Annotated in this window: 25 protein-coding genes; 16 read left to right on the forward strand and 9 right to left on the reverse strand. The window is 42.3% G+C overall.

What is annotated here, in order from left to right; translation table 11 throughout:
* Nucleotides 1–10: 10 nt before the first annotated feature.
* From RTX21_RS14480 to RTX21_RS14505, 6 genes are all read right to left on the reverse strand, one after another.
* Entirely contained in the window at nucleotides 11–892 is an 882-nt protein-coding gene (locus RTX21_RS14480; protein WP_109568747.1) for an ORF6N domain-containing protein, read from the reverse strand.
* Nucleotides 882–2,975, reverse strand: a complete 2,094-nt coding sequence (locus RTX21_RS14485; protein ID WP_213189189.1) for a type IA DNA topoisomerase — start codon at nucleotides 2,973–2,975, stop codon at nucleotides 882–884. Before RTX21_RS14485 ends, RTX21_RS14480 begins: the two co-directional genes overlap by 11 nt.
* Nucleotides 2,976–2,981: 6 nt before the next feature.
* Nucleotides 2,982–4,460 (reverse strand): DUF3945 domain-containing protein, encoded by a 1,479-nt coding sequence (locus tag RTX21_RS14490; RefSeq protein WP_213189188.1) that lies wholly within the window; start codon nucleotides 4,458–4,460, stop codon nucleotides 2,982–2,984.
* A gap of 85 nt (nucleotides 4,461–4,545) precedes the next feature.
* The gene (locus RTX21_RS14495) at nucleotides 4,546–4,854 is read right to left on the reverse strand and encodes a helix-turn-helix domain-containing protein (RefSeq protein WP_002978404.1); all 309 of its coding nucleotides are present in this window, start codon (nucleotides 4,852–4,854) and stop codon (nucleotides 4,546–4,548) included.
* 11 nt (nucleotides 4,855–4,865) lie between these two features.
* Nucleotides 4,866–5,219 carry a helix-turn-helix domain-containing protein gene (locus RTX21_RS14500; RefSeq protein ID WP_109568748.1) on the reverse strand — a complete coding sequence of 118 codons (354 nt, stop codon included), beginning with the start codon at nucleotides 5,217–5,219 and terminating at the stop codon, nucleotides 4,866–4,868.
* 262 nt (nucleotides 5,220–5,481) lie between these two features.
* Complete coding sequence (locus RTX21_RS14505; RefSeq protein WP_066436109.1) at nucleotides 5,482–6,327, reverse strand: RteC domain-containing protein; 846 nt, start codon at nucleotides 6,325–6,327, stop codon at nucleotides 5,482–5,484.
* 229 nt (nucleotides 6,328–6,556) lie between these two features.
* On the opposite strand from RTX21_RS14505, the gene RTX21_RS14510 reads away from it, so the two are divergent.
* From RTX21_RS14510 to RTX21_RS14550, 9 genes are all read left to right on the forward strand, one after another.
* Nucleotides 6,557–7,120 (forward strand): helix-turn-helix domain-containing protein, encoded by a 564-nt coding sequence (locus RTX21_RS14510; RefSeq protein ID WP_066436106.1) that lies wholly within the window; start codon nucleotides 6,557–6,559, stop codon nucleotides 7,118–7,120.
* A 90-nt stretch (nucleotides 7,121–7,210) separates the two neighbouring features.
* A complete protein-coding gene (locus RTX21_RS14515; protein WP_066436105.1) occupies nucleotides 7,211–9,622 on the forward strand; it encodes a heavy metal translocating P-type ATPase in 2,412 nt (803 codons plus the stop codon).
* An 88-nt stretch (nucleotides 9,623–9,710) separates the two neighbouring features.
* Nucleotides 9,711–10,661 carry a cation diffusion facilitator family transporter gene (locus tag RTX21_RS14520; protein WP_066436104.1) on the forward strand — a complete coding sequence of 317 codons (951 nt, stop codon included), beginning with the start codon at nucleotides 9,711–9,713 and terminating at the stop codon, nucleotides 10,659–10,661.
* A 48-nt stretch (nucleotides 10,662–10,709) separates the two neighbouring features.
* The gene (locus RTX21_RS14525) at nucleotides 10,710–11,099 is read left to right on the forward strand and encodes a hypothetical protein (protein WP_066436101.1); all 390 of its coding nucleotides are present in this window, start codon (nucleotides 10,710–10,712) and stop codon (nucleotides 11,097–11,099) included.
* 250 nt (nucleotides 11,100–11,349) lie between these two features.
* Entirely contained in the window at nucleotides 11,350–11,688 is a 339-nt protein-coding gene (locus RTX21_RS14530) for a four-helix bundle copper-binding protein (RefSeq protein ID WP_066436100.1), read from the forward strand.
* A 169-nt stretch (nucleotides 11,689–11,857) separates the two neighbouring features.
* Nucleotides 11,858–12,367, forward strand: a complete 510-nt coding sequence (locus RTX21_RS14535) for a plastocyanin/azurin family copper-binding protein (protein ID WP_066439840.1) — start codon at nucleotides 11,858–11,860, stop codon at nucleotides 12,365–12,367.
* 107 nt (nucleotides 12,368–12,474) lie between these two features.
* The gene (locus RTX21_RS14540; RefSeq protein WP_066439837.1) at nucleotides 12,475–12,720 is read left to right on the forward strand and encodes a heavy-metal-associated domain-containing protein; all 246 of its coding nucleotides are present in this window, start codon (nucleotides 12,475–12,477) and stop codon (nucleotides 12,718–12,720) included.
* A gap of 105 nt (nucleotides 12,721–12,825) precedes the next feature.
* Nucleotides 12,826–13,242 carry a helix-turn-helix domain-containing protein gene (locus RTX21_RS14545; protein WP_109568750.1) on the forward strand — a complete coding sequence of 139 codons (417 nt, stop codon included), beginning with the start codon at nucleotides 12,826–12,828 and terminating at the stop codon, nucleotides 13,240–13,242.
* 108 nt (nucleotides 13,243–13,350) lie between these two features.
* Nucleotides 13,351–14,421 (forward strand): flavin reductase family protein, encoded by a 1,071-nt coding sequence (locus RTX21_RS14550; protein WP_164467814.1) that lies wholly within the window; start codon nucleotides 13,351–13,353, stop codon nucleotides 14,419–14,421.
* Nucleotides 14,422–14,482: 61 nt separating this feature from the next.
* On the opposite strand, the gene dapB is transcribed toward RTX21_RS14550, so the two are convergent.
* The 3 genes from dapB to RTX21_RS14565 are packed head-to-tail and all read right to left on the reverse strand — an operon-like array spanning nucleotide 14,483 to nucleotide 15,918.
* Complete coding sequence (gene dapB, locus RTX21_RS14555) at nucleotides 14,483–15,283, reverse strand: 4-hydroxy-tetrahydrodipicolinate reductase (RefSeq protein ID WP_066439833.1); 801 nt, start codon at nucleotides 15,281–15,283, stop codon at nucleotides 14,483–14,485.
* A gap of 11 nt (nucleotides 15,284–15,294) precedes the next feature.
* Nucleotides 15,295–15,606, reverse strand: a complete 312-nt coding sequence (locus RTX21_RS14560; RefSeq protein ID WP_066439832.1) for a hypothetical protein — start codon at nucleotides 15,604–15,606, stop codon at nucleotides 15,295–15,297.
* Between the two features lie 45 nt (nucleotides 15,607–15,651).
* Entirely contained in the window at nucleotides 15,652–15,918 is a 267-nt protein-coding gene (locus RTX21_RS14565) for a hypothetical protein (protein ID WP_050377136.1), read from the reverse strand.
* Nucleotides 15,919–16,125: 207 nt separating this feature from the next.
* Between RTX21_RS14565 and RTX21_RS14570 the strand changes: the two genes are divergently transcribed.
* From RTX21_RS14570 to RTX21_RS14600, 7 genes are all read left to right on the forward strand, one after another.
* Nucleotides 16,126–16,716: a helix-turn-helix domain-containing protein gene (locus tag RTX21_RS14570; RefSeq protein WP_066439830.1), complete on the forward strand. Its 591-nt coding sequence runs from the start codon at nucleotides 16,126–16,128 to the stop codon at nucleotides 16,714–16,716.
* Between the two features lie 239 nt (nucleotides 16,717–16,955).
* Nucleotides 16,956–18,026, forward strand: coding sequence for an efflux RND transporter periplasmic adaptor subunit (locus tag RTX21_RS14575; protein ID WP_050377138.1), 1,071 nt, complete (start codon nucleotides 16,956–16,958; stop codon nucleotides 18,024–18,026).
* Between the two features lie 3 nt (nucleotides 18,027–18,029).
* On the forward strand, nucleotides 18,030–21,161 hold the full coding sequence (locus RTX21_RS14580) for an efflux RND transporter permease subunit (RefSeq protein ID WP_066439828.1): 3,132 nt from the start codon (nucleotides 18,030–18,032) through the stop codon (nucleotides 21,159–21,161).
* 9 nt (nucleotides 21,162–21,170) lie between these two features.
* On the forward strand, nucleotides 21,171–22,466 hold the full coding sequence (locus tag RTX21_RS14585) for a TolC family protein (RefSeq protein WP_066439822.1): 1,296 nt from the start codon (nucleotides 21,171–21,173) through the stop codon (nucleotides 22,464–22,466).
* 82 nt (nucleotides 22,467–22,548) lie between these two features.
* Nucleotides 22,549–23,112, forward strand: coding sequence for a DUF2652 domain-containing protein (locus RTX21_RS14590; protein WP_066439821.1), 564 nt, complete (start codon nucleotides 22,549–22,551; stop codon nucleotides 23,110–23,112).
* A 48-nt stretch (nucleotides 23,113–23,160) separates the two neighbouring features.
* Nucleotides 23,161–23,652 carry a Fur family transcriptional regulator gene (locus RTX21_RS14595; protein WP_219071566.1) on the forward strand — a complete coding sequence of 164 codons (492 nt, stop codon included), beginning with the start codon at nucleotides 23,161–23,163 and terminating at the stop codon, nucleotides 23,650–23,652.
* 124 nt (nucleotides 23,653–23,776) lie between these two features.
* The gene (locus RTX21_RS14600) at nucleotides 23,777–24,184 is read left to right on the forward strand and encodes a hypothetical protein (protein WP_146193372.1); all 408 of its coding nucleotides are present in this window, start codon (nucleotides 23,777–23,779) and stop codon (nucleotides 24,182–24,184) included.
* Nucleotides 24,185–24,199: the final 15 nt, after the last annotated feature.

Below are 24,199 nucleotides of genomic sequence, written 5' to 3' on the forward strand. Positions count from 1 at the left end.
AGGTTCATTTTTATGGCTTGTTAAGGATTTGGAGCATCCTGCCGACTTCAATATCCATTCGAGAAAAGGCAAACCATTTTTTGCCCAGGTCTTTGAGCGATGCCCCTATATGGTAAAGCTCTGTATTGTCAATAATTAAAAAACGGTCGTGGGCATCGGAGAAAATCTCAATATCTATTACAGTATATTGGCTGTTGTAGCGTTGTAAATCCAACCGTAACTGGTGACTGATACTTTTGGTAAGGATAGTGGCAGTTACATTATCATTGCGCTTACCCAATAAAGTAAGCACCGTATCATCCACATAATTATCAAGCAGGATAATGGAACTTCCGGCACTACGGATAATATCAGAAACAAAAGCATAGGCATCAAAAACCTGTCCGTTGTAAAAGATACCTTTTTCGCTGTGCAGCTTGTCGCTTTCCAAAGCCTTAAAAATCTCTTCAAATTTTTGGTCGGCTTCCAGTTGTTTCAATTCAATATTATCTAGCCGATGAAACAAAGAAGCATTGCTAATGAGCATACGCCGCATTTCTACAAAGGCTTCCATTATTTGAACACTCATTCTTACCGCTATGTCCGAACGGAGTATGGCAGATGCCATTGCAACCCCCTGTTCGGTAAAAGCATAGGGTAAATAACGTCTGCCACCGTAATTTAAACTTGAGGTTCCAAATTGGAACCTCAAGTTTTCAACTTCCTTTTCAGTCAGTTGAAAGCAGAACGAAGCAGGAAAACGCTCGATATTCCGTTTTACGGCTTTGTTGAGGTTCTTTGTTTCCACCTGATACAAGGCAGCAAGGTCACTATCCAACATTACTTGTTTGCCCCGAATAGTATAAATCAGGTTCCTTATTTCTTTGGGTATAATAGACGATTTATTTTCCATTACGCTTATTGCTTTTGTTTTTTTCAAACTCAAAGGAGGTTTCTGCATTTTCTTTCAGCACGATATAAGCATCGAATTTCTTTCCGGCTTTGCTCGTCATTCCTTTGATTAAAGCCGTTTTACCCTTATTGATAAGGCTTACAATATTTTCGATACTGATTTGTACCCCGCAGACGGTACGGAACTGCACCCAATTACAAGCCTCATCAGAACATTTCACAATCTTGTCACGAATGATGAGTTGCTGACTTTTGCATTTCGGACAGGTCAATTTTGGCTGATTAGTATTTGCAATAGAAGTTTGCAGCAGTTCATCGGTAATAGATTTCGCATAGGTTTCCATTTCCTTTTGAAATGCTCCGGCATCCGCTTCGTTGTTTTCAATTTTCTGCAATGCCAGTTCCCATTCTGCGGTCATAGCTACATCTGCAATCTTGCGTTCTTTAACAAGCCCGTACACCTGCAATCCTTTTTCTGTAGGTATTAAAGAACGCTTATCCCTTTGGATATAATTACGGGTAAACAAGGTTTCGATAATGGCGGCTCTTGTAGCCGGAGTACCAATACCAATATTTTTCAGGGCTTTCCGTTCTTCCTCGTTTTCAATTTCTTTTCCGGCGGTTTCCATAGCCGATAGAAGCCCGGCTTCGGTATAAAGGACTGGTGGTTTGGTCTGCTTTTCCAAAACGGCAGCTTCTTTTATTTTGAGTTCATCGCCTTTAGTCAGTTCGGGTAGTTCCTGCACTGGCTCTTCGCCATCATCGGTAAAACTTCCTTTGATGGAACGCCAACCTGCTTCCTGAATTTTACAACCTTTTGCCGTAAAATCGTAGTGCAACACCTGCAATGATACATCGGTTATCTCTTTGACACAGGCTTGTGATATGGCTTCGAGCAGGCGAAGTGCAATCATATTGTAAATCTTATCTTCATCTGCATTCAGTACAGACGGCACTTTGTCGGTAATCAATAAACCGTGATGGTCCGTTACACGGAGGTCATTCACGATACGTTTATTGAACCGTCCCCATTTGATTTTGGTAAGGGCTTGTTTGCAATCTTCACGGTTCTGCAATGCCCGCACAAGGTTGGGAATTTCTGCCCACATATCTTCGGGTATGTATTTGCTTCCGGTACGGGGATAAGTAATAAACTTCTTTTCGTACAGGCTTTGCGCAATATTGAGCGTTGCTTCAGCAGATAATTTCAGCCTTTTGTTGGCTTCTTTTTGCAAGCCCGTCAAATCAAAAAGCAAGGGCGGTTGTTCTGTAACGCTTTTGGTTTCTACCGATGTAACGGTTGCAATTTCATTGCGCTGAATGGCTTTCAGCGTATCATCAGCAAGATGCTTTTCATCCCACTTGGTAACGGAAATACTTTTGAAATCAACCTGTGCTTTGTGATGTAGCAATTGTATCTGCCAATATTTCTTTACAGAGAAATTTTTGTTTTCGAGATAGCGTTTGCATATCAAAGCCAACGTCGGAGTTTGCACTCTTCCGAGCGAGTAAATACCATTGCCTGCGGCAATGCTCAACGCCTGTGTAGCGTTGATGCCTACAAGCCAATCGGCACGGCTTCTGCCTTGTGCAGCCTGATATAACCCGTCAAATTCTTTTCCGTTTTTAAGGTTGTCAAAGCCCTGCCTAATTGCCTTTTCTGTAAGCGAACTAATCCAAAGGCGTTCAAACGGCTTGTTGCATTTCAGGTATTCATAAATGTACCTAAAAATGAGTTCGCCCTCACGACCTGCATCTGTCGCCACGATAATGCTATCGCTTTTATTGAACAATTCTTTGATTACTTTCAGTTGCTTTAATGCGCCAGCATCGGCAGTATAGCCTTTATCTTTTTTGACTTTGCGAACGGTCAATAAAAACGGGTTAGGCAATATAGGCAAAGCGGCTTTGTCAAATCCCGTAATCCCATAATCTTCGGGCATTCCCAGTCCTATTAAATGACCGAATGCCCACGTAACAAAATAGCCGTTACCTGTCAGGTAGCCGTCCTTTTTTTCAGATGCTCCCAACAAGCCGGCTATCTCCCTTGCTACGCTTGGTTTTTCTGCTATAATTGTTTTCATACTGTATTACATTTTTCTGCCTTTGGATTTTGCAGGAGTTTCGGGTTTTTCTTGTTGTTCCTGCTGCTTTTCATTTTTCGGTCTTTGTTGCCCGGACTTCAAAGGCTCTTTGATGTTCTTGGTTGCTTCATTGGTCTTACCCTCTGAATTAACGGCAGTCTGTGTTTTATGGGTTTCGGCAGTTTCTACCCGTGCTTTATACTGACCGGGAAATTCAAAGTTGGTCTTTCCGGTATCTTTGTCGAAAGTGATATAACCCTTGTAGGGTTGGTCTTTTTTATCTTTCAATTCCACATATATGGTTTGCCCGGCTTTGAATTTGTTGTACTGCTCATCGTCCAGTTCTTTGCCCCTGAAAGTTTTCGGAGCTTCCTGCGGTTGGCTTTGCTGATTATTCTGCTGATTGCCCTGTTGATTGGTTTGTTGGTTGGTTTGCGCCTGCTGATGGTTATTGCTTCTGTCAAACAGGAACTCTACATATCGTTTGTCCGCATTAAACTGTACCATTGCAGAAAACTCTGTTCCTTTGGTAGAAATCATACCTTGCAGATAAAGCGGTTTGCCTTCCATTAAGGTTTGCTTTTGCTCGTCATTCAGTTTCACACCTTTTAACTCATCAGGTATTTTTATGAAATCAGTTCGCAATGCCACTACATCATTGGTAAGCCTGTCAATGCTGATAATAGACGGCATCAGTTCGCCCGTTTTAGAATTTACCAAATTGACTACACGCCCCATATTGCCCGTTTCAAGCAGGTTTTTCTTGTCTTCGTCCGTAAACTTGTGACCGAAAAACTCAAAATGGAGGTTAGGCTCTTTTTTGATACCGTGTATTGCCACGATAACATTACCGTCTTCCGCTTGCTGTAAAGACAAGCGGGCATCCGTGCGCAGAATAGAACCGCCGAGGTTAATGCCTATCGGTAAGAGTTCATTGGTTTTGTAACCTCTTAATAGAGGGTCAAGCAGGTTTCTTTTTTCAAGATACTCTTTGCTTAATCCGAGGTTTTTCATTGTGTCCCAATCAATCTGCTCCGGCTTGTAGCGATATTCACTCGTTTCCGTTGTTGTTTGTGCTGTTGCCATATTATTTTGATTTTCTTGTTTTTTGTCCTGTTGCGGTTCTGCCTTTACTTCGAGTTCTTTCAGCACTTTCTCGCCATCGGGAGTGGGCTTATCTACGTGCTTTTGTAATTCCTGTGCTTTTTCAGCAGCAATAGGGGCGGGTACTTTGAAGAAAGTAAAGTTTGTAGGGTTCTTTAACTGGCTGAAAAAATTGGAAAAGAAGTTGGAAAAGAAATCGCCGCTTTTGTCCACACGCATAAACTGGTTTTGGTTTTTCTTCGTGGGTTCGACGGTTTCCATTTTCCCGTTTTCGTCGATACTCTTCACTGCCTGGATTTTCATTTTTTCTTTATCCAGTACGAGTAATATGTCCGAAAGCTGTTCGGGCATTTCCTGTTTATTAGTTGTTTCTTCACTCATATTCTGAAAATTTTAAAAGTTCGCTGTCGAATGTAAAGGAAGCCTGCACCGTATTGCACTATGTGGCACTCAAAGGCAGTGTTTGTCACTTATTGGCATCCAGTTTGGGCAAAGGCGGGTTAAAACTTTCCCTGATGAACTGATGCACATCGGATAGTTTGTAATACAATTTTCCGCTGATGGTATAGTAAGGCAGCTTACCGATGGAGCGATACCGTTGCAGGGAACGGTTGCTGATTTTCAGCATTTGTAATAAATCCTGATTATCCAGTAATTCTTCTCCGTCTATGCTATTGCGCTTCTTTTGTAAATCGTCTATGTGGTTGCCGAGAATGTCAAGCCTATCCATTATGCGTTCCATCCACGCCACAAATTCCATTTTGTCGATATTCATACCCAAAACTTTTACTTATTACCTGATTTTAGCTTTCTGCCTTGTTTAATGTAGCTTTTGCCTTTCGCCATAAGCTGCTCCACATACTCATCGGTAGTTTGTACGGCATTGGCGTTAAGCATTTCCTTGATAGCACCAATCGTATAGTAATACTGCCCGTACATTTTTGAAAAGGCTATCTGCCCGTTGGTGCGCATACGCCACAATGTTTTTTCGCTGATGTGGAGGTACTGGCAGACTTCGTGATTGTTGAGCCACAAACTATCATAGCTTGTATCTTCCAGTTTCAGGATATATTCGCTAATGGCTTTCAACCGTTCGTTAAGGTGCTGCCACACTTCTTCGTCAACTGTTATTATATTCATTGCGCTGTCGTTTAATGTTCACAGGGCAAAATTCAGAATTGTGGCAGTGTTTGTCCGCCAATGCTTGCCAATTGAAAAAGCGGTTTTTTGAAAATTTTACAATTTGCCGGAAAGCCTTATTAAATAAGCGTTTCGGCAGATTTTCCGATTTTGGGATAAGGAAATATGCCCGTTCGCCAATTGCCATATATTGGCGAACGCAGGCACAAAAAAAAGCAATACGGAATGCGTATTGCTTTCAAAGCCTTTATTGATGGAGTGTTTATAAGTCTTTATCCATATATTCTTCCAGTGCTTGTTTCAACTGGTCTAAAAACAAGGTGCGAGAGCCTGCACGGGTTTTCATACGGTGGAATGCGTGATGCACATCGGTCAGTGGTATTCGGAACAACACTTGTGAAATAGCAGTGAGCTTCCGGATGCCTAACTTACCTCCTGAAATAGCACCTGATGCGTAGAGGGCATACGTTAGCTCAATCAGAGCATTCTTGCTGTCCGTCCAGGATAGCTCTTTAATTTCGCTGGCGCTACTGAAAAATGTATCGGAATTTTCTTCGGGGCTGATTTTGGTTAAGAGGTAGGCGTATAAGAGGTCGTTGGCGAGGATGCGGGCTACTTTGTAATCGTAATAGGTAGAGAATTGCGGGTCGATTTCAAATACGTAACTATTAAGCCCATCGAGGTAGTTTATCTGCCCACGCTTAAAATATTCGTGGTCTTTATCCACCCTGCCCGAACGGTAGTAGCGATAAAAATGGGAGTTGCAGATGTGTTCCCTAAACTCAATCTTTAGCTCCGTTAAATGGTTCGAGAAATAGTTATGATATATTTTCCCGTTATTGACCGGGCACGAGGTTTCTATCCGGTAGAGCTTGTTATAATAGATGAGTTTGCCCAGGATTTGGGGCTTAATCATTTTAAAGAACTCAATCTCTTTTGCATCGTTCTCAAATTCCGAACTTAGCACACATTCTTTTGCCGAAACCAATAGCTCCTGAAGAAAGACCGTCATTTGAAAAGCCTCTTCAATTAGCCCCGAGCACGTAATTGACAGTTTCCGTTCCTGCTCCTGAATTTCGGTAACAATAGTTCCTAATAACTTTCTCATAGTAGGGAGGATTACGTTATCAATATCAGAGTACCTTAGCAAATGTTATTAATAAACAGCACTTTAACCGCCAATATTCCCCTACAATGGGGAATATTTTAGCTATTTTCCCCTATGAAAACCGTCGTTTGCATCACTTAGTCACTCATAATCAATAAATACTTAATTTTTAATCTTAAATTTGTGGTTGCGTATTGATGCAACAAAATGAATTGTGATTTAGCGAAATATGAGTACATTATTTATCAAAAATATGGTCTGCAACCGTTGTATTCTCGTAGTTCAGAACGAACTCGACAAACTCGGCATAGAGGCTACCAATATAAAACTGGGCGAAATAATCCTTAAAAAAGATTTAACCACAGCAGAGCGTGAGGCATTGGAAAACGTTTTAGACCCTTTGGGTTTTCAGGTCATCGACGACAAGAAGAGCCGGATGATTGAGAAAATAAAGAACGTTATCATTGACCTGGTGCACCATCAGGACAACGATGCGAAAACCAATCTTTCGGATGTGTTGAGCGATGCGCTGCACCACGATTACAACTACCTTAGCAACCTGTTTTCCGATATTGAGGGTACGACCATTGAGAAGTACTTTATCGCACAGAAAGTAGAAAAGATAAAAGAACTGTTGGTGTACGATGAGCTGTCGTTAAGCGAGATTGCCGACCGTATGAATTATTCGAGCGTGGCATATTTGAGCAACCAGTTCAAGAAAGTAACAGGGCTTACACCGAGCCATTTCAAGCAGATAAGGGAAGACAAGCGCAAGCCACTGGATAAGGTTTAAGTAAATCTTACAAATCAAACCCAGAATTTCACAATAGAACTCCTCTTTATTGTTGCCACCTTTGCATTATGAAAATAAAGCAATCGAGATATGGCAACCAATAAAGAAACAATTTACATTCCTTTAGAGGATGTAGAAAGCGAGCACTGTGCATTAATCGTCGAAAAAGGACTGGCACAGGTAAAAGGCGTAGAAACCCACAAAGTAGAGCTAAATAACCGCAGGGCGGCTATTACCGTTAATGATAACGAGGTAGTAGGCGAAGCTGTAAAAGCAATTAAAGATTTAGGCTACGGCGTTCCCACTGTTAAAAAGACTTATCCCGTTTTAGGTATGACCTGTGCATCTTGTGCAGGCAGTGCCGAGAGTATGGCAAAATATACGCCGGGCGTAGTAAGTGCCGAAGTGAATTACGGTACGGGAAACCTCAACGTTGAATTCCTGCCGAATATAACCAATTCCGAGCAAATCAGGAAAGCGGTACAGGACGGCGGTTATGACCTATTGCTCGAAGACGAGAGCAAGCAACAGGAAACTTTAGAAGCTATCCACGCCGAAAAATTCAGAAAACTTAAAAACAAAACCATTTGGGCAGTAATCCTATCGCTACCGGTGGTCATTATCGGTATGTTCTTTATGGATATGCCTTACGGTAATGAAATAATGTGGGCATTCGCCACTCCGGTAGTTTTATGGTTAGGTAAAGACTTCTTTATCAATGCGTGGAAGCAGGCGAAACACCGTTCTGCCAATATGGACACACTTGTCGCATTGAGTACAGGTATCGCCTATATATTCAGCGTATTCAATATGCTGTTTATGGACTTTTGGCATCAAAGAGGTTTACACGCACACGTGTACTTTGAAGCCGCAGCCGTAATCGTTGCCTTTATTTTATTGGGCAAGCTATTGGAAGAAAAAGCCAAAGGCAATACCTCATCAGCCATTAAAAAGCTGATGGGCTTGCAACCGAAAACGGTTATCGTAATAGAAGCAGACGGCACGGAAAGACAAAAAGCCATCGAAGATGTAAACGCAGGCGATATTATTTTGGTTAAGCCGGGCGAAAAAATTGCGGTGGATGGTACAGTTGTATCGGGCAATTCGTATGTAGATGAAAGTATGCTAAGCGGCGAACCTGTTCCGGTACTGAAAAAGGAAAACGAAAAGGTATTTGCCGGAACCATCAACCAAAAAGGTAGCTTCCAGTTCAAGGCGGTAAAAGTGGGTAAAGAAACAATGCTTGCCCAAATCATCAAAATGGTGCAGGATGCACAGGGAAGTAAAGCACCCGTACAAAAACTGGTGGATAAAATCGCAGGTATTTTCGTTCCGGTAGTAATCGGTATTGCTATCCTGACATTTATTCTTTGGTTCTTCTTAGGAGGCGAGAATGGTGTTGTACAAGGTCTTTTAGCAGCCGTTACTGTATTGGTTATTGCTTGTCCTTGTGCTTTAGGCTTGGCTACTCCTACCGCTATTATGGTGGGCGTTGGTAAGGGTGCAGAAAACGGCATCCTGATTAAAGATGCGGAAAGTTTGGAATTAGCGAAGAAAGTAAACGCTATCGTGCTGGATAAAACAGGTACGATTACCGAGGGAAGACCACAGGTTACAGGCATCCAATGGCTGAACAATGACGATGCGACGAAAGATGTTTTATTGAGCATTGAAAAGCAATCGGAGCACCCATTAGCGGAAGCCGTTGTGAAAAATTTGGAGGGCGTTTCTACAACTTTATTATCAAACTTCGACAGTATAACAGGTAAAGGCGCAAAAGCCGATTACAACAGCGACACTTACTATGTAGGTAATAAAAAACTGTTAGCCGAAAACAACATTACCATTGCCGACCAACTGCAAAAGCAGGCGGACGAATGGGGCACACAGTCTAAAACCGTTATATGGTTTGCAAACAGTAAACAAGCTCTTTCTGTAATCGCTATTTCCGACAAAATTAAAGAGACATCGGTACAGGCTATCAAAGAAATGCAGGATGCGGATATCGAACTGTATATGTTGACGGGAGATAATGAGGCTACCGCCAAAGCTATCGCCGAGCAAACTGGTATCAAGCATTACAAAGCCGAAGTTTTGCCACAGCACAAAGCTGATTTTGTGAAAGAACTGCAACAGCAAGGCAAAGTAGTAGCAATGGTTGGCGACGGTATCAATGACAGTACAGCACTGGCAACTGCCGATGTAAGTATCGCAATGGGTAAAGGTTCGGATATCGCAATGGACGTGGCGAAGATGACCATTATTTCATCAGACCTTACCAAAATACCTCAAGCCATAAGACTATCAAAACAAACCGTATCAACCATTAAGCAGAACCTGTTTTGGGCATTTATCTATAACCTTATAGGTATTCCGATTGCAGCAGGTATTCTTTACCCAATCAATGGTTTCTTACTAAACCCAATGATTGCCGGAGCCGCAATGGCGTTGAGTAGTGTAAGTGTGGTAAGTAACAGTTTACGTTTGAAATGGAAGAAGTAAACCGATAAATCACACAAAGAATATTAAAATAGATAGAAACGTTTTGCTGCTGATATTTGCAGCAGTGAAACAATAATCACAAGTAAATATGGGACAAGACCACGGACACAGCCACTCGCATACTGCGAATAAAAAGACCCTGACCATTAGCTTGGTAATCATCACTACATATATGGTAGTGGAGGTAGTGGGAGGTTTTCTGACAAACAGCCTTGCCTTATTAGCCGATGCCGGACATATGTTGAGTGATGCAATATCGCTTTTCATTGCGCTGATGGCCTTTAAGTTCAGCAGTAAAATAGCCGATTACAGTAAGACCTACGGCTATAAGCGCTTTGAAATACTTGCAGCAGTTATCAACGGTGCAACACTTATCCTGATTTCAGTTTATATCATTTACGAGGCGATAGAACGCTTTCAGAGCCCACCGGAAATTCAATCAGGAGGTATGCTCATTGTAGCAATTGTAGGCTTATTGGTTAATGTGCTTGTAGCCTGGATAATGATGCGTGGTGCTGACGTAAAGGAAAACCTCAATATGCGTGGAGCCTACCTGCACGTCATCAGTGATATGCTCGGTTCGGTTGGTGCAATTATCGCAGCGTTGCTCATTATGTTTTTCGGTTGGGGGTGGGCAGACCCGTTGGCAAGCGTTATTGTTTCGATACTGGTATTGAGAAGTGGGTATTTAGTTACTAAATCATCGGTACACGTATTGATGGAAGGCACACCCGAAAATGTTGAAGTGGATAAGGTCAATGAAAAAATCCTTAAAACCGATGGTATTAAAAGTATTCACGACCTGCATATTTGGACAATTACAAGTGGATTGAATGCACTTACGTGCCACGCCGTTGTAAATGAAAAAATGACTATCGAAGAAAGTGAAATATTACTTCGTAAAGTAGAACACGAATTAGAGCATATGAATATCCATCACGTTACCATCCAGTTGGAAACACCAGCACATCTACACGATAATTCGGTGCTATGTATTGTAAAGGCTGAACCGTCAGCACACGACCATCATAATCATTAATCTTACTGGAATAAAATCAAGTTTTTAATCTCTAAAAAATAAATAGAAATGAAAGTGAACAAATTATTGATAGGCGTATTTGCCTCCTTAGCGATTTTCTTAGCATCTTGCGGGGGCGATACCAAAACAGCAAAAGACGGACACGCACACACCGAGGGCGACGGGCACGACCACGCTACGGAACAGGTGGTTGAAAAACCCGCCGAAAAAATTACAGCAAAAGACAGGAACGAAAAAGGCGAGCTGATTGATGCCCACGGACATTTGATTACAGGCTGTCCCGGTCATAAAGAAATGATAGGTTCAGAGGGTGATATGTGTCCGAAATGTGAGTATATGACTATGATACCTATCACTTGGGATATTACCGGGGTTGATACCGTAAGGGTAACAACATTGTCTGATTACAATCCTCCTGCCGACAAACTGAAAAAATAATGTAGAACTTAGCTTTATTGCGTTTGCTAAAACGGCGGTTCCTTAATTGGGACTGTCGTTTTTTTTATTCTAATTCTTTACAGAAATAATATTAGGTAGGTTTTATTTATATAGCCTTATATTACGAAATATCAAATCAGTAAATCTTACAATTCAAACAAGGAATTTTACAAAGCATTTCTTTTGCAAGGGACTGATATTTGTTAGAAACAGTATAAAATCTATTTCTTAATTTTTTAAATTTTATATTATGATACAAACAAAATTTCAATCGTGTATCGAGGCTTGCCTGAAGTGCGTAGCTATCTGTAACCAATGTGCCATTGCTTGTTTAAATGAAGATGATGTTGCACACGTAAAGAAATGTATCCAGTTAGACCTGGAATGTGCAGCTATTTGCCAAGCGGCAGCAAACGTATTAAGTCTTGATGGTAAATTTAGCAAAGAGATTTGCAAACTATGTGCTGACATTTGCAACGCTTGTGCTGAAGAGTGTGAGAAACACGCTGCAATGGGTATGGAGCATTGTAAAGAATGTGCAGAAGCGTGCAGAGCTTGTGCAAAGGCTTGTGAGGAAATGGCAGCGTAATACTGGCATTTTTTTTTGTTTAAAATTTAGAGGGTTATTGCAGCCCTCTTTTTTGTGCCCTGTCCAATCAGTAAATATCACAAATCAAACAGGGAAAAGCGTAATGAGGAAGTGACCTTATGTACTGAAATTTGCACTATCAGATAACAAAATAAAATCTCAAATAGAAATGAAAAAGTTAGTGTTAGCATTGTCGGTAATCGCATTTACTGCCTGTAACAACAATCAGCAAAAAGACAAGACCACACAGGAGAGCAATCAGCCTGTAATAGAAGAAACAGTTGCCCCCGCAGAAACAGGGAACGAAAATGTAATTACCATTAGCGGCGGCGATGATATGAAATTCGACAAAACCGAACTGAAAGCCAAAGCAGGCGAAACCGTAAAGCTCATTTTAAAGCACATCGGAAAAGCACCGATTGAGGCAATGGGGCACAATGTTGTTATACTTGCCCAGGGCACAGACTTCAACACTTTTGCCAATGCTGCGATAGATGCTAAGGACAACGGCTACATACCTAAAGGAATGGAAAACGCCGTAATCGCAAAAACGGATATGATTGGCGGTGGGCAAACCACAGAAATTACCTTTACGGCTCCGGCAAAAGGCTCGTATGATTTCCTGTGCTCGTTTCCCGGTCATTACATCTATATGAAAGGTAAATTAATCGTGGAATAACACGGCGATTTCAAAATCAGTAAAAATCACAAATCTTACAGGGAATACCATAATAGTAACACCTCGTTTAATACGGAAATTTGTATCACAATAAAAAATAAGTTCAAATGAAAAATGTAGAATTAAGCATACCAGATATGCAAAGTGCACACTGCCAGTCGAGAGTAAACGGAGCAATCAAAGACATTGACGGCATTAAAGTAGAAAAACTGGAAGCAGGAAAATTATCTGTTTCAGTTGAAAACGACGAAGTGAAAGAAGAGTTGGTTGAGGCGATTGAAAAAGCAGGCTACAAAGTTGGCGGCGACGACAGCGGAAAGGCTTCAAGTTGTTCAACAGGATGCTGCGGATAAGTTTTGGACAGTCCCGGAGCAAGCACACCAGTACTTCTCCGGTATTTTTTACCAAAGCTACCCAGCGTATGAAACAGTTAAATCTCGTTCCATAAATAAAAAGCAATGTTACAGAAACAAAATTCAGGCGACTGTTCGGAGATAATGACGAAAGTTTGCAATGTAGCAGACCGGATTATACAGAACAGGTTGGACACAGGTAAATCTGCACCGTTTGCCGTACAGCTTACAAACGAATTGAAAGCAGATTATCACCAGTTGAACAATCTGTTCCTTGTTAAATATGATATGAGCCTTGAAATTATCTATATCAGGCGCATTATCGAAAAGGTAAAAGAGTTACTGGTGTACACCGAGCAATCGCTGTCACAAATCGCAAAGGCGTTAGGCTATCAAAAGCCGACGGAACTGTCCGAGCAATTAATGACCTATACGGGATTAACGTCTGCCCATTTTAAGCAGATACGAAAAAACAAGCTCGAAATCATCAGAAGACAACAGGAAAAGCAAAACGAACTATAATTATCAGAACAGCAAACTTTTAAATAGAAGTCTTTATGAAACCTCGCTTTGTGTACAGGAGCAGAGGTTTTCTTTTTATCAGCAATGCAAGACATTAAAAACCGAGGGATGAAGAAATACACGTGGCGAACACATAAAATTATAAAGGAAACCGAAGATACCATTACCCTATACTTTGACACGGAGCAGCAGGCGTTTACCTACCTGCCCGGTCAGTACCTCAACATCAGGCTTACCGTAAACGGCGAACTGCTCATACGTTCGTATTCGTTCAGTTCTGTGCCGTCTGACGAATTTCCCGCCATTACTATTAAAAGGGTTACAGGTGGAAAGATGAGCAATTACATCTTAAATAATGCAGACAACATCGAAGCCTGGGAAATAGAAGCCCCATTTGGCAGCTTTGTTTTAGAAAAACCGATAGCCGAGCAATCCCAAATTGTTTTACTGGCAGGCGGTAGCGGTATTTCCCCGTTATACGCAATGCTGAAAAGCGTTGAAAACAGCAATCGGATACCCTTACTGGTGTACAGCAATAAAACACCGGAAGAAACCATATTTTGGAATGAACTGGAAGCGATGCAGGCAGCGCAAGAATTGAATATTTGTTATTCCTTTACTGCACCTGATTTTATTTCCACCAAACTCAACCACGTTGCAGGCAGGTTCAATCTGCTTGTTTTACGTTCGGTCATTAAAAGACTGGTTGGCGATGTTGCTGCAGCCCATTATTACATCTGCGGACCCAACGGGCTGATGGATTTGTACCAGGATGCCTTAACGGGCTTGTACATTCCCGAAGACCATATCCATTTGGAATACTTCGACCCGGTTCCGGGGAATGCGGGCGATTTGGAAACGGACGGTACTGTTAAAGATGTGATTGTAAACTATTACGAGGACTACTACGAGAACGAGGAAAAGCAAACGTATGAATGCACATCGCTCATTGAGGTACAGCCGAAGCAGTCGCTTCTGGATGCGATGAAAGAGCACCATATCAAAGTGGCGAGTTCCTGTAAGAATGGAACCTGCGGGGCTTGTTGGGCAGTAAAAACCGATGGCGAAGTTCGGATGCTCCATAACGGGGCACTGACAGAACAGGATATCGCAGAGGGAATAATTTTGCTTTGCCAAAGCTACCCGATGAATGCCGATGTTTGTGTGACGGTGCAGTAAATACCGGGTATAGAAAAAAGGCAAAATATCAGTTTCAGCTATTATTTTGCACTTTGTTTTTTTAGAAATCCATTACCGCATCAAGACCCCTTTTCAACCCTTTGAACGTGCTTACTTTTTCGATGGCAAGGATTGCGCCCTTTACATAAGGTTCGGCACTGTTTCCCGCATCGTGCCTTAAAATCAGCTTTTCGTCCGGCATTCCAAAGATGGCTTCAATACCCAACACGTGACCCGGAAGCCTTACAGCGTGCACCTGTACGCCCTCAATATCTGCACCCCTTGTTTCTTTGCTGCCAATGGTGTCCTTAACGGGAACCGTAATATTCGATTGCTGTATGCCCGACAAACGATGCGCCAGTTCCGCTACCGAGCCGCTCGGCGCATCCACTTTGTTTTGGCTTGCGTAGTCTATGAGTTCATAATTGGGAATATACTGCGCAGCAATAGAAGCGAACTTGAATAGCAGGACGGCTGTAATGGCAAAGTTGCCTGCGGCAAGTACTGAAGTGTTATTATCGTTGGCTGCCTTTTCTATTTCGGTATAATCTTCATTAGTAAGTCCCGAAGTACCCACCACAACTTTTTTTCCTTTATTTAAGGCTGACAGGATATTCTTTTTGGCAATATCTGGTTTGGTAAATTCGACAAGTACATCAAAATCCACTTGCTCCAGTGCCTCTTCTATGGTTCCGAACAATGGGATTTCATCATTTCCGAAATCCAGGATTTCGGCTAAATTCTCTTGTTTATTGAAGCGTGACAAGCCGCCTGCCAGTTGCATTCCTTTTTCGTTATAAACACCTTTTGCGATTGCCGAGCCTGCCCACCCGGTGGCTCCGGCTATAAACACTTTTATCATACTTTAAAATCTTAATCGTTTTTTAGTGCCAGTTTGCGGAGCATTGCCGTACTCATACTATCGGTATAAGCACCATAAGCCGTAACCAAAATTCCTTTTAAACCGTCTTTCGAGGCAATGCCATACACCGTAGCCTCATCGCTTGGGTTGCTTTCGCCCTCATAGCGATAGACCTGCTCAATCTCAAAATCATCAATGGTATATTTGTTATCGCCGCAGATTAAACAGTTCTCTTCGAGATTGAAATCCACGTTATACCCCTCGTTGCGTAGGTTCTGTATTGCTACCAAAACCGTAGCGTATTTGTACGTTACATTTGTCATAGTAATAGTATTTTAAATTGCTGCTTACCGCTCCCGACTGTCCTGTCAGAAATCTTCTTTCAGCAGGTCTTTGAGCTTCCGGTGCTGTATGCACAGTTCGGCATACATTGTTTTCAGCCTGCTGTTTTCTTCGTTTAAATTTACCAATTCTACAAGAATATCCATCCCTAAATCCTTGTATTTGTGTTTCAGTTCAAAAATGTTCGTGCCGTAAACGCCGTATTTCTCGAAAAGTTCCAGTCCGCTTTTACCTGCGTTGTAATCTTTCAGCACCTTTAAAACCTGATGTTCGTTGCTCTTTTTGTTCTTCATTTTTATACGGATGTTGTCTATTACAAAATTCCGTAAGATGGTCGGAAGTAGCTATGTACTTTTCCTTATTTAGTTTATGATATTTAATGTTACTGCACCGATTTTCATAAAATTTCACAAAACAAAGCCGGAATATCATAATAGTTTGTCGGGGGCAAATGCAGAATTTTGACCATTGAATAAAGGAACTTATACATTTTAGAAGATATGACACTATTAATAAAAGGAATGGTGTGCAATAGATGTACCTATGTTCTTGAACAGGAATTGACAGCTTTGGGTTTTGAGGTTTTGGATATAAAACTGGGGCAAGCCATCATAAAGGATACGACAGACTTTTCGCAGAAGTTGGGAGTAATCAAAACGATGCTGAAAGGCATCGGCTTGGAACTGATGTATGACAAAAACCAAAAGACAATAAACAGGATAAAAGAGTTGGTGGAGAAAGGTATCACGTTGCAACTGCAAAGCGGCACACCTACCAAATTCACAACCTTAATCAGTGGCAAGCTGCACAAGAACTACGATACATTGAGTGCCTTATTCTCTTCAGTGGAGGGAATTACACTCGAAAAGTACATCATTCGTCGGAAGATTGAAAAGGTAAAAGACCTTTTGGTACATACCGAAATGTCGCTGACCGAGATTGCCCACGTACTGGGGTACAGCAGTCAGGCATACCTTTCCAACCAGTTGAAAAAACACACGGGCTTTACATCAAGCTATTTCAAGCAGGTAAAGCAGGAACACGGGGAAGCCGTTACTATGCAGATGGACGAAGCGCAACCCCCGCATTAAGGGTTTTCCAATCCATCCCCCAAGCATTTTGCTATTTTTTTAATGCAGGCATCGGAGCTACTGAAACATCAGTAGCTCTGTTTGTTTCAGGCAGATACCACCAAATCAAAAAAGTAAATTTCACAACTTTTACCCGTCATTTCGTATAGCTGCACCTTAGCTGTAACCCGACCTTTGCCCCTGTATTTAAAATTTTCAAAGTTTAACTAAACAAAGAAGCGTAACAAAATAAATGTAAGATGAGAACAAGTAAAATTGGTTTGTTATCCCTCTTCCTTATCGGAGCCGGATTGATACAGAGTTGCAAACAAAAAGAAGAAAAACAGTTAAAAGATGAGCCTCCGGTAGTAACCGTAGCCACTATCAACAGTTCGGAAACCGAGCAATCCGTTTCCTATTCGGGTTCCATTGTTCCCGACAATATGACTACCATAAGTTTTGCCGTTCCCGGCACGATTAACAGTGTGGGTGTAAATGAGGGGCAGCGAGTGAGCAAAGGACAGTTTCTTGCAAGCATTGATGCCACCGAGTACGAAGCGGCATTGCAGATTGCCAATGCCAGTTTAGAGCAGAGCCAGGATGCGTTCAGAAGATTTGATGAACTGTACAAAAAAGGAAGTTTCCCTGAAAAGGATTACATCGACATCAAGACCAAAGTAGCGCAGGCAGAAGCCAACAAAAAAATCAACCGCAAGCGCATTGCCGACAGCCGTTTGCATTCGCCTACCAATGGTATAATTACCGTGAAAACTGCCGAGGTTGGCGGTATGGCAGCACCGGGCGTTCCTGCCTTTACCATTGTAAAAACAGATATGGTATATGCGCAGTTTGCCGTACCCGAAAGCGAAATCGGCAGCTTTAAACAAGGGATGCAGGTAGATGTGAATATTCCTACATTGCAACGCAATTTCACGGGTAAAATCACCATCATTAATCCCGTAGCCGATGAAATTTCAAAAGCATTTACCCTTAAAGTACGCTTGGACAATCCGGGCGGCGTGCTGATGCCGGGAATGATTACCGAAGTGCTTGCAGGCGTCCCGGTAAAGGTTAAGCAGGTACGTGTACCACTTACCGCCATCATCAACAATGTAGATAAAATCCCGCACGTGTACGTGGTAGATAAGAACAACACCGCTAAGCTGACGAGGGTTACAGTGGGCAAAATCGTAGGCGATGCGGTTATTATAACCGATGGTCTTAACGAAAGCCAGACCATTATCCTTGCCGGGCAAAATAACGTGAAAGACGGGCAGAAAGTAAAAGCGCAAACTACATCGGTAACAGCATCAGCCCCAAAATCTGAATAATTTATGAAAAGAAAGATAAACCTCATTGAAGCGGCAATGAAATTTCCGCAAGTACCGATAGCGATTACCGTTATTATGGTGTTTGCCGGGTTAATTTCATTAATGACGATGCCGAGAAGTGAAGACCCCCGTGTAACAGTTAGACAGGGGCTTGTTGTGGCTTTCTACCCCGGAGCCGACGAAGAGCAGATAGAGAAAGAAGTAACCGACAAGCTGGAACAATACCTGTTCGGTTTCGAGGAAATCAAAAAAGAAAAAACCCATTCGGAAAGTAAGCCCGGACAGGTGGTTGTAACGGTAGAATTGCAGGACTATGTAAAGGACACCAAAAAATTCTGGAATACTTTACAGCACGGTTTGGATGCCAATATGCCTTTAGCATTGCCACGGGGCGTACAGGGACCGTATGTGAACAGCGATTTCGGCGATGTGGTTGTTCAGATGATTGCCGTATCAGCCCCCGGTCGTTCTTACGCCCAGTTGGAAAACTATTTGGATGAACTGGAAGACGGCATTAAGACGATACCGTCCGTTTCCAAAATCAAGCGTTACGGCGGACAGAAGCAGCAGGTATTTATTACCCTGCGAGAAGATGTATTGAAGCAATACGGTTTCGGTATCAACGAAATCACAAACACATTAAGCCAACAGAATGTAACTATTCCGAGTGGCGATATTGAAATTGACAAAAACCGTTTCCTTATTTTCACGGATGCGCAGTATCAGAATGAAAATGAAATCGGGAACCTGATTGTATATAGTTCCCCGCAGGGCGGCAATATCCGTTTGCGGGATATAGCCAACATCGAGAGAAGATATGAAGACCTGAAAAGCAAAATTACCGTTTCAGGAAACGATGTAATGATGCTGACCGTAGAAATGCAGCCCGGACAGAACATTGTCGATTTGGGTAATGCGCTGACACAGAAAGTTGCTGAAGTAAAAGAAATCCTGCCATCAGATGTGCAGGTCAGCACCATTGTTGACCAACCCGAAGTGGTTGATATGAATTTGGGGCATTTCTTTATCGAGTTCGGTATCGCCATTGCAGCCGTTATCTTGGTCGTAATGCTCCTGCTGCCGTTCAGGGTTGCCACCATTTCAGCCATTGCAGCACCCGTTACCATTGCCGTAACATTTGCTATCCTCAATTTGTTGGGTATCGAAATGCACCAGGTTAGTTTGGCGGCAATGATTATCGTACTGGGGATGGTGGTCGATGATGCCATTATCGTAGTGGATAATTACATCGAGAAAGTGGACGAAAAAATACCGTCGTGGACTGCCGCCTGGCAGAGTGCCACGCAGTTGATGGTTCCCATTTTCACGGCTACGCTTACCATTGTCCTATCGTTTCTGCCGTTGGCATTTACGCTTACCGGGCTTACGAGAGAGTTTGTGCAATGGATACCGATTACCGTAAGCATAGCTTTGGCGGTTTCGTTCCTTGTAGCCTTGTTCCTTACGCCGTATATGTGTTACCACTTCCTGAAAAAAGGATTGAAAAAGCACGATGATAAACCCAAAAAACGCAATTTCTTAGACCGGATGCAGGACGGTTTCGACCGGGCAATCGAGTTCTGTATGAAATGGCAGAAAACTACGTTGGTAGCAGGTTTGGTTATCTTCTTACTGTCTTTCGTGGTAGGTAGTCAGGTTAAAACCGAATTTTTCCCTATCGTGGAAAGAAACCAGTTCAACCTTGAATTGTGGATGGATAACGGTACGAATATCCACGAAACCGAAGCAGCCGTTAAGAAGATAGAAAAGGAAATTGCAGGCGATAAGCGCATTGTAAACACAGCAAGTTTTATCGGTACAAGCTCGCCACGTTTCTACTCTACCTATGCACCGGAGCACCCACGGGAAAACTTTGCGCAGGTATTCATCAATACCACAAGCAAAGATGCAACGGCAGAAATGATAGACGAGTATGTACAGAAATTCAACAACTACCTGCCGAACGGTTATGTGCGGGTTAGGCAGCTAAGCAAGAAGCAGCAGCACGCACCGATTGAAATCCGTGTGATTGGCAAGGATATGACCGAGCAGAAAAAAGTAGCCAAGCAGGTTGCAGCATTACTGGAAAACACTAAAGGTTCTAACTGGGTGCGCACCGATTATCAGAATGATTATGTAGGGCTGAAAGCCGTGGTTAAAGAAGATGTAGCCTTGCGTTTGGGCGTTACCAAAGCGCAGATAGCACAGGCATTGGGTGCAAAGATAAAAGGATACCCGGTATCGCAGATGTGGGAGGGCAATAAAGCCATCGACATTGTATTGCGTACAGACGAAAGCGACAGGGAAAATCTGGATGCTTTGGGCAATATGTACATCAATTCAACATTCGGTGCTAAGGTTCCTCTAAAGCAGGTGGTAGATTTACAACCGTCGTGGCATACTGGGGCTATTGTACACCGTAACGGGTTAAGAACCTTAACCGTTTCTTCCGAAGCGCAGTTGGGCAGAAAACCCGCAGAAGTATTTGCAGAAGTACAGCCTAAAATTGACAGCCTGAAACTGCCTAAAGGCATTAAGATTGCCTACGGCGGCGAGTATGAGGATGGACTGGAAAGCGGTCCCAAAATGGGAAAGGCTTTTATGATAAGTTTCGTTCTCATCTTCCTTGTGCTGTTATTCCAGTTCAAGCGTGTGGGTAAAGTATTCATTGTACTGGCTTCGTTCCCGTTGAGTTTACTGGGCGCAATGTTGGGCTTGTTCCTTACAGGGTACGAGTTCGGGTTTATGGCAATCATCGGTATTACCGCCTTACTGGGTATCGTAGTCCGTAACGGGATTATCCTCGTGGACTATGCAGATGAACTGGTAAGGGAGCACGGTCATACGATTAGAGAAGCAGCCCTGTTTGCAGCTAAACGAAGAATGCGACCAATCTTCCTTACCTCAATGGCGGCAGCAATCGGTTTGATACCGTTAATGGCGAGTGGCTCGCCGGAATGGGGACCGATTTCAAGTACCATTTCAATCGGTATTCTGGTATCAATGATTACCACATTATTTATCGTTCCGGTACTGTATTACAGGTTCGTAAAACCACCTAAAAACAAACAATCGGATGAACAGCACGAGCGCAATACCGATACCGATGTTCACCACCAAAAATATTTATCATAAAAAGGGATTATGTTACAGAAAAGATATAAAACAGTCATAAAGGTTTTTATATGCGGTTTCGTTCTTTTGCAGGGAACAAACAACCTCTTTGCACAACAGCAGCTAACCCTTGCGGAAAGCAAAGAACTGGCATTAAAAAACAATAACAGAATAGGCAAAGCTAAAGAAGACGTAATTGCCACCCAATCCGACAAGCTGATTGCGGATGTGGCAGGCAGACCAAAACTGGATGCTTCGGCAACCGCCTTTTACTTTGGCGAGCCATTGAACACAATGCTGCCCGAATACGGGTTTGCACCGATGGTCAGCGTTACACAGCCGATTTACACAGGCGGTAAGATTAAGTACGGCAAGCAGATGGCAGAAACCAATATACAGATGAGCAATGCGCAACAACGATTGGTGGAAGACGAAGTATTACTGGCTACCGAAACCGCTTACTGGCTTTTAGTGCAGGCTAAGGAAGAAATCAAACTGGAACAGCAGGTTAAAAAGCAACTGGCTTCGCATTATACATTCCTGAACAACCAGTTTGGGGCAGGATTGATTTACAAAAACGATGTATTGCGGGCAAAGGTGCTCCAGAATGAAAACGAAGCCCGTTTGCAGGCTGCGGAGAATAAGCTCATCCTGGCAAAAAGAAGATTGAGCCAGTTAATCGGGATGGAAGCCCCAACAGGTATAGACGTAGCCGATACATTGAGTACGGGCGACTTTTCTAAGCAGGGTGTTTTGGATGCTGTCGATGCGAACCGACCGGAAATTGAGTTGGCAACCAATGGCATTAAAATGAGCCAGCTTACCAAAAGTATGCTCAAAGCCGACCTGAAACCATCGGTAGGCTTATCGCTCAATGGAATGGCTGCCTTTGGAAAAGAGGGTATTAACTTTGGCGACCCGACCAAAAACCATATGCTAACCTACTTTGGTATGCTAAGCGTGAAAATCCCGGTTTTTGACTGGGGTAGCAGAAAAGAAAAAGTAAAACAGCAGGAAGCTAATATACGTTCGGCTGAATACGGTTTGAAAGAACTGAAAAGCCAAATCACGGTGGAGATTGAGCACGCAATGCTTAATCTGCAATTGCAGGCGAATAACATTGATTTGATGCAGGCGTCATTAATTGAAGCCGACGAAAATTTGAAGTTGAGCAATGACCGCTTTAAAGCCGGAACCATTACCGGAGAAGATGTGCTGATAGCTGAAACGCTTTGGCAAAGAGCATACAGCAATATGTTGGATGCAAAAATACGGTACAAAATAGCCGAAGCTGTGTACCACAAAGCTACTGGGCAGATAAAATAGTTTTTGTTGGAGTGAGATACACTCAATTTGCGGGGGACGGTAACAAGCCCCTGCATTTTTAATGGTTAATACGATGATATAAATGCAACACGATACTGCCAATAAAAACGGTATGATAATGATACCCGACATTTCAGGCTTTACGGATTTCGTTATCAAATCAAATATGTTTGTTGGAAAATACATAACAGAAAGCCTGCTCAAATCAGTAATGGATAGCAATATCCTTTGCCTTGAAATTTCCGAGGTTGAGGGCGATGCGATACTTTTTTACAAGTACCACAACCTGCCCACCTTTGAAGAAACATTGATGCAGATAGAACAGATGTACAACGATTTTCAAAAGGAATGCAAACGCCTCGCATTACAACTGGCAATAGAAATTCCTTTATCATTAAAGATAATTGTACACTACGGGGAATTTACCAAATACAAAATCGGGAAATTCGAGAAGCTCTACGGAGCACCAGTGGTAGAAGCCCACAAGATGCTGAAAAATCACATTGCGGAATACCCGCCATATGCGTTATTTTCTAATGCGTTTTTGGAAATCAATTTTGACCAACCCGAAAAAGCAACCGTTGCGTATGACAACTGCGAAGACTGTAAATACCTGCCCGAAATAGGTTATATCCATTACCTATAAAACCTAACAGTAAAAATCACAAATTTATCAAAGGAAATTATAATACTTGTGCATAGCAGCTTCTATAATTTTACATTAGATTTTAAATACGGTTCTAAAACCGACAATGACAAAATGAAAGATTTAGAAGAAAAACTATTGCGCAGGAACATAAAACCAACTTCGGTTAGGCTGTTAATCTTTAGAAGAATGTCTGACTTTAAAAAGGCTTTCAGCCTGACTGATTTGGAAACCGAACTGGAAACGGTCAATAAATCGACCATATTCAGGACGTTGACCCTCTTTCACGATAACCTACTCATTCATACTATTGATGATGGCTCCGGCGCAATGAAGTATTCTATTTGCAGCGATAACTGTATGTGCACCGTTGGCGACTTGCACGTGCACTTTAACTGTAACCGATGCAAGAATACCTTCTGCCTCGAAAGTATTGCCATTCCGCCTATCCAGTTGCCCGACAAATTTTTGTTGGAGAGTATCAATTTTGTAATGAAAGGAATGTGCAACGAATGTTCGAGGTTCGTTAAAACAAAATAATATTTTATGATACTCATCTTTAAATTTACAAACAGCCATATTTCCCGATATGGCTGTTTGTATTTGCAACCAGGTTCCCAAAACCGACTGATAATTTTGCCTTGTAAATTAAAATAATATGACAATGGCAATAAAAAATCATTATTCAGCAGATATAGATACAGCCTACAAAAGCAACCGCCTGTTTGATGTAATTTCCTTTGAATGTGCAGTACCCGAAAAAGAAATCGTGATTGCTTATACGGCAGCAATGCAATCCCATTCCACGCACCGTATAGCAAGCAGTTTGCTCAAATTTCTTCCGGGTATCACGCTATCCGATTACAAGGTCGAAAAATTTGAAGAGATACCTGGTTATGGTATCAAAGGATTTGTAAACGGGCACGAAGTCATCATTGGCAATTTAGCCCTGATGAAATCTTATGACTTCTTCTACGATGAAAGCCTCGACGAACTGCGGGAGCCTGTAATTCTCATTATGATTGACGACCGATATTCCGGCTGCTTTTTAATGATGGAATATCCGCAGTAGACACCAAATACAAAA

Source organism: Epilithonimonas sp., from assembly GCF_032054305.1.
Taxonomy (GTDB): Bacteria; Bacteroidota; Bacteroidia; order Flavobacteriales; family Weeksellaceae; genus Epilithonimonas.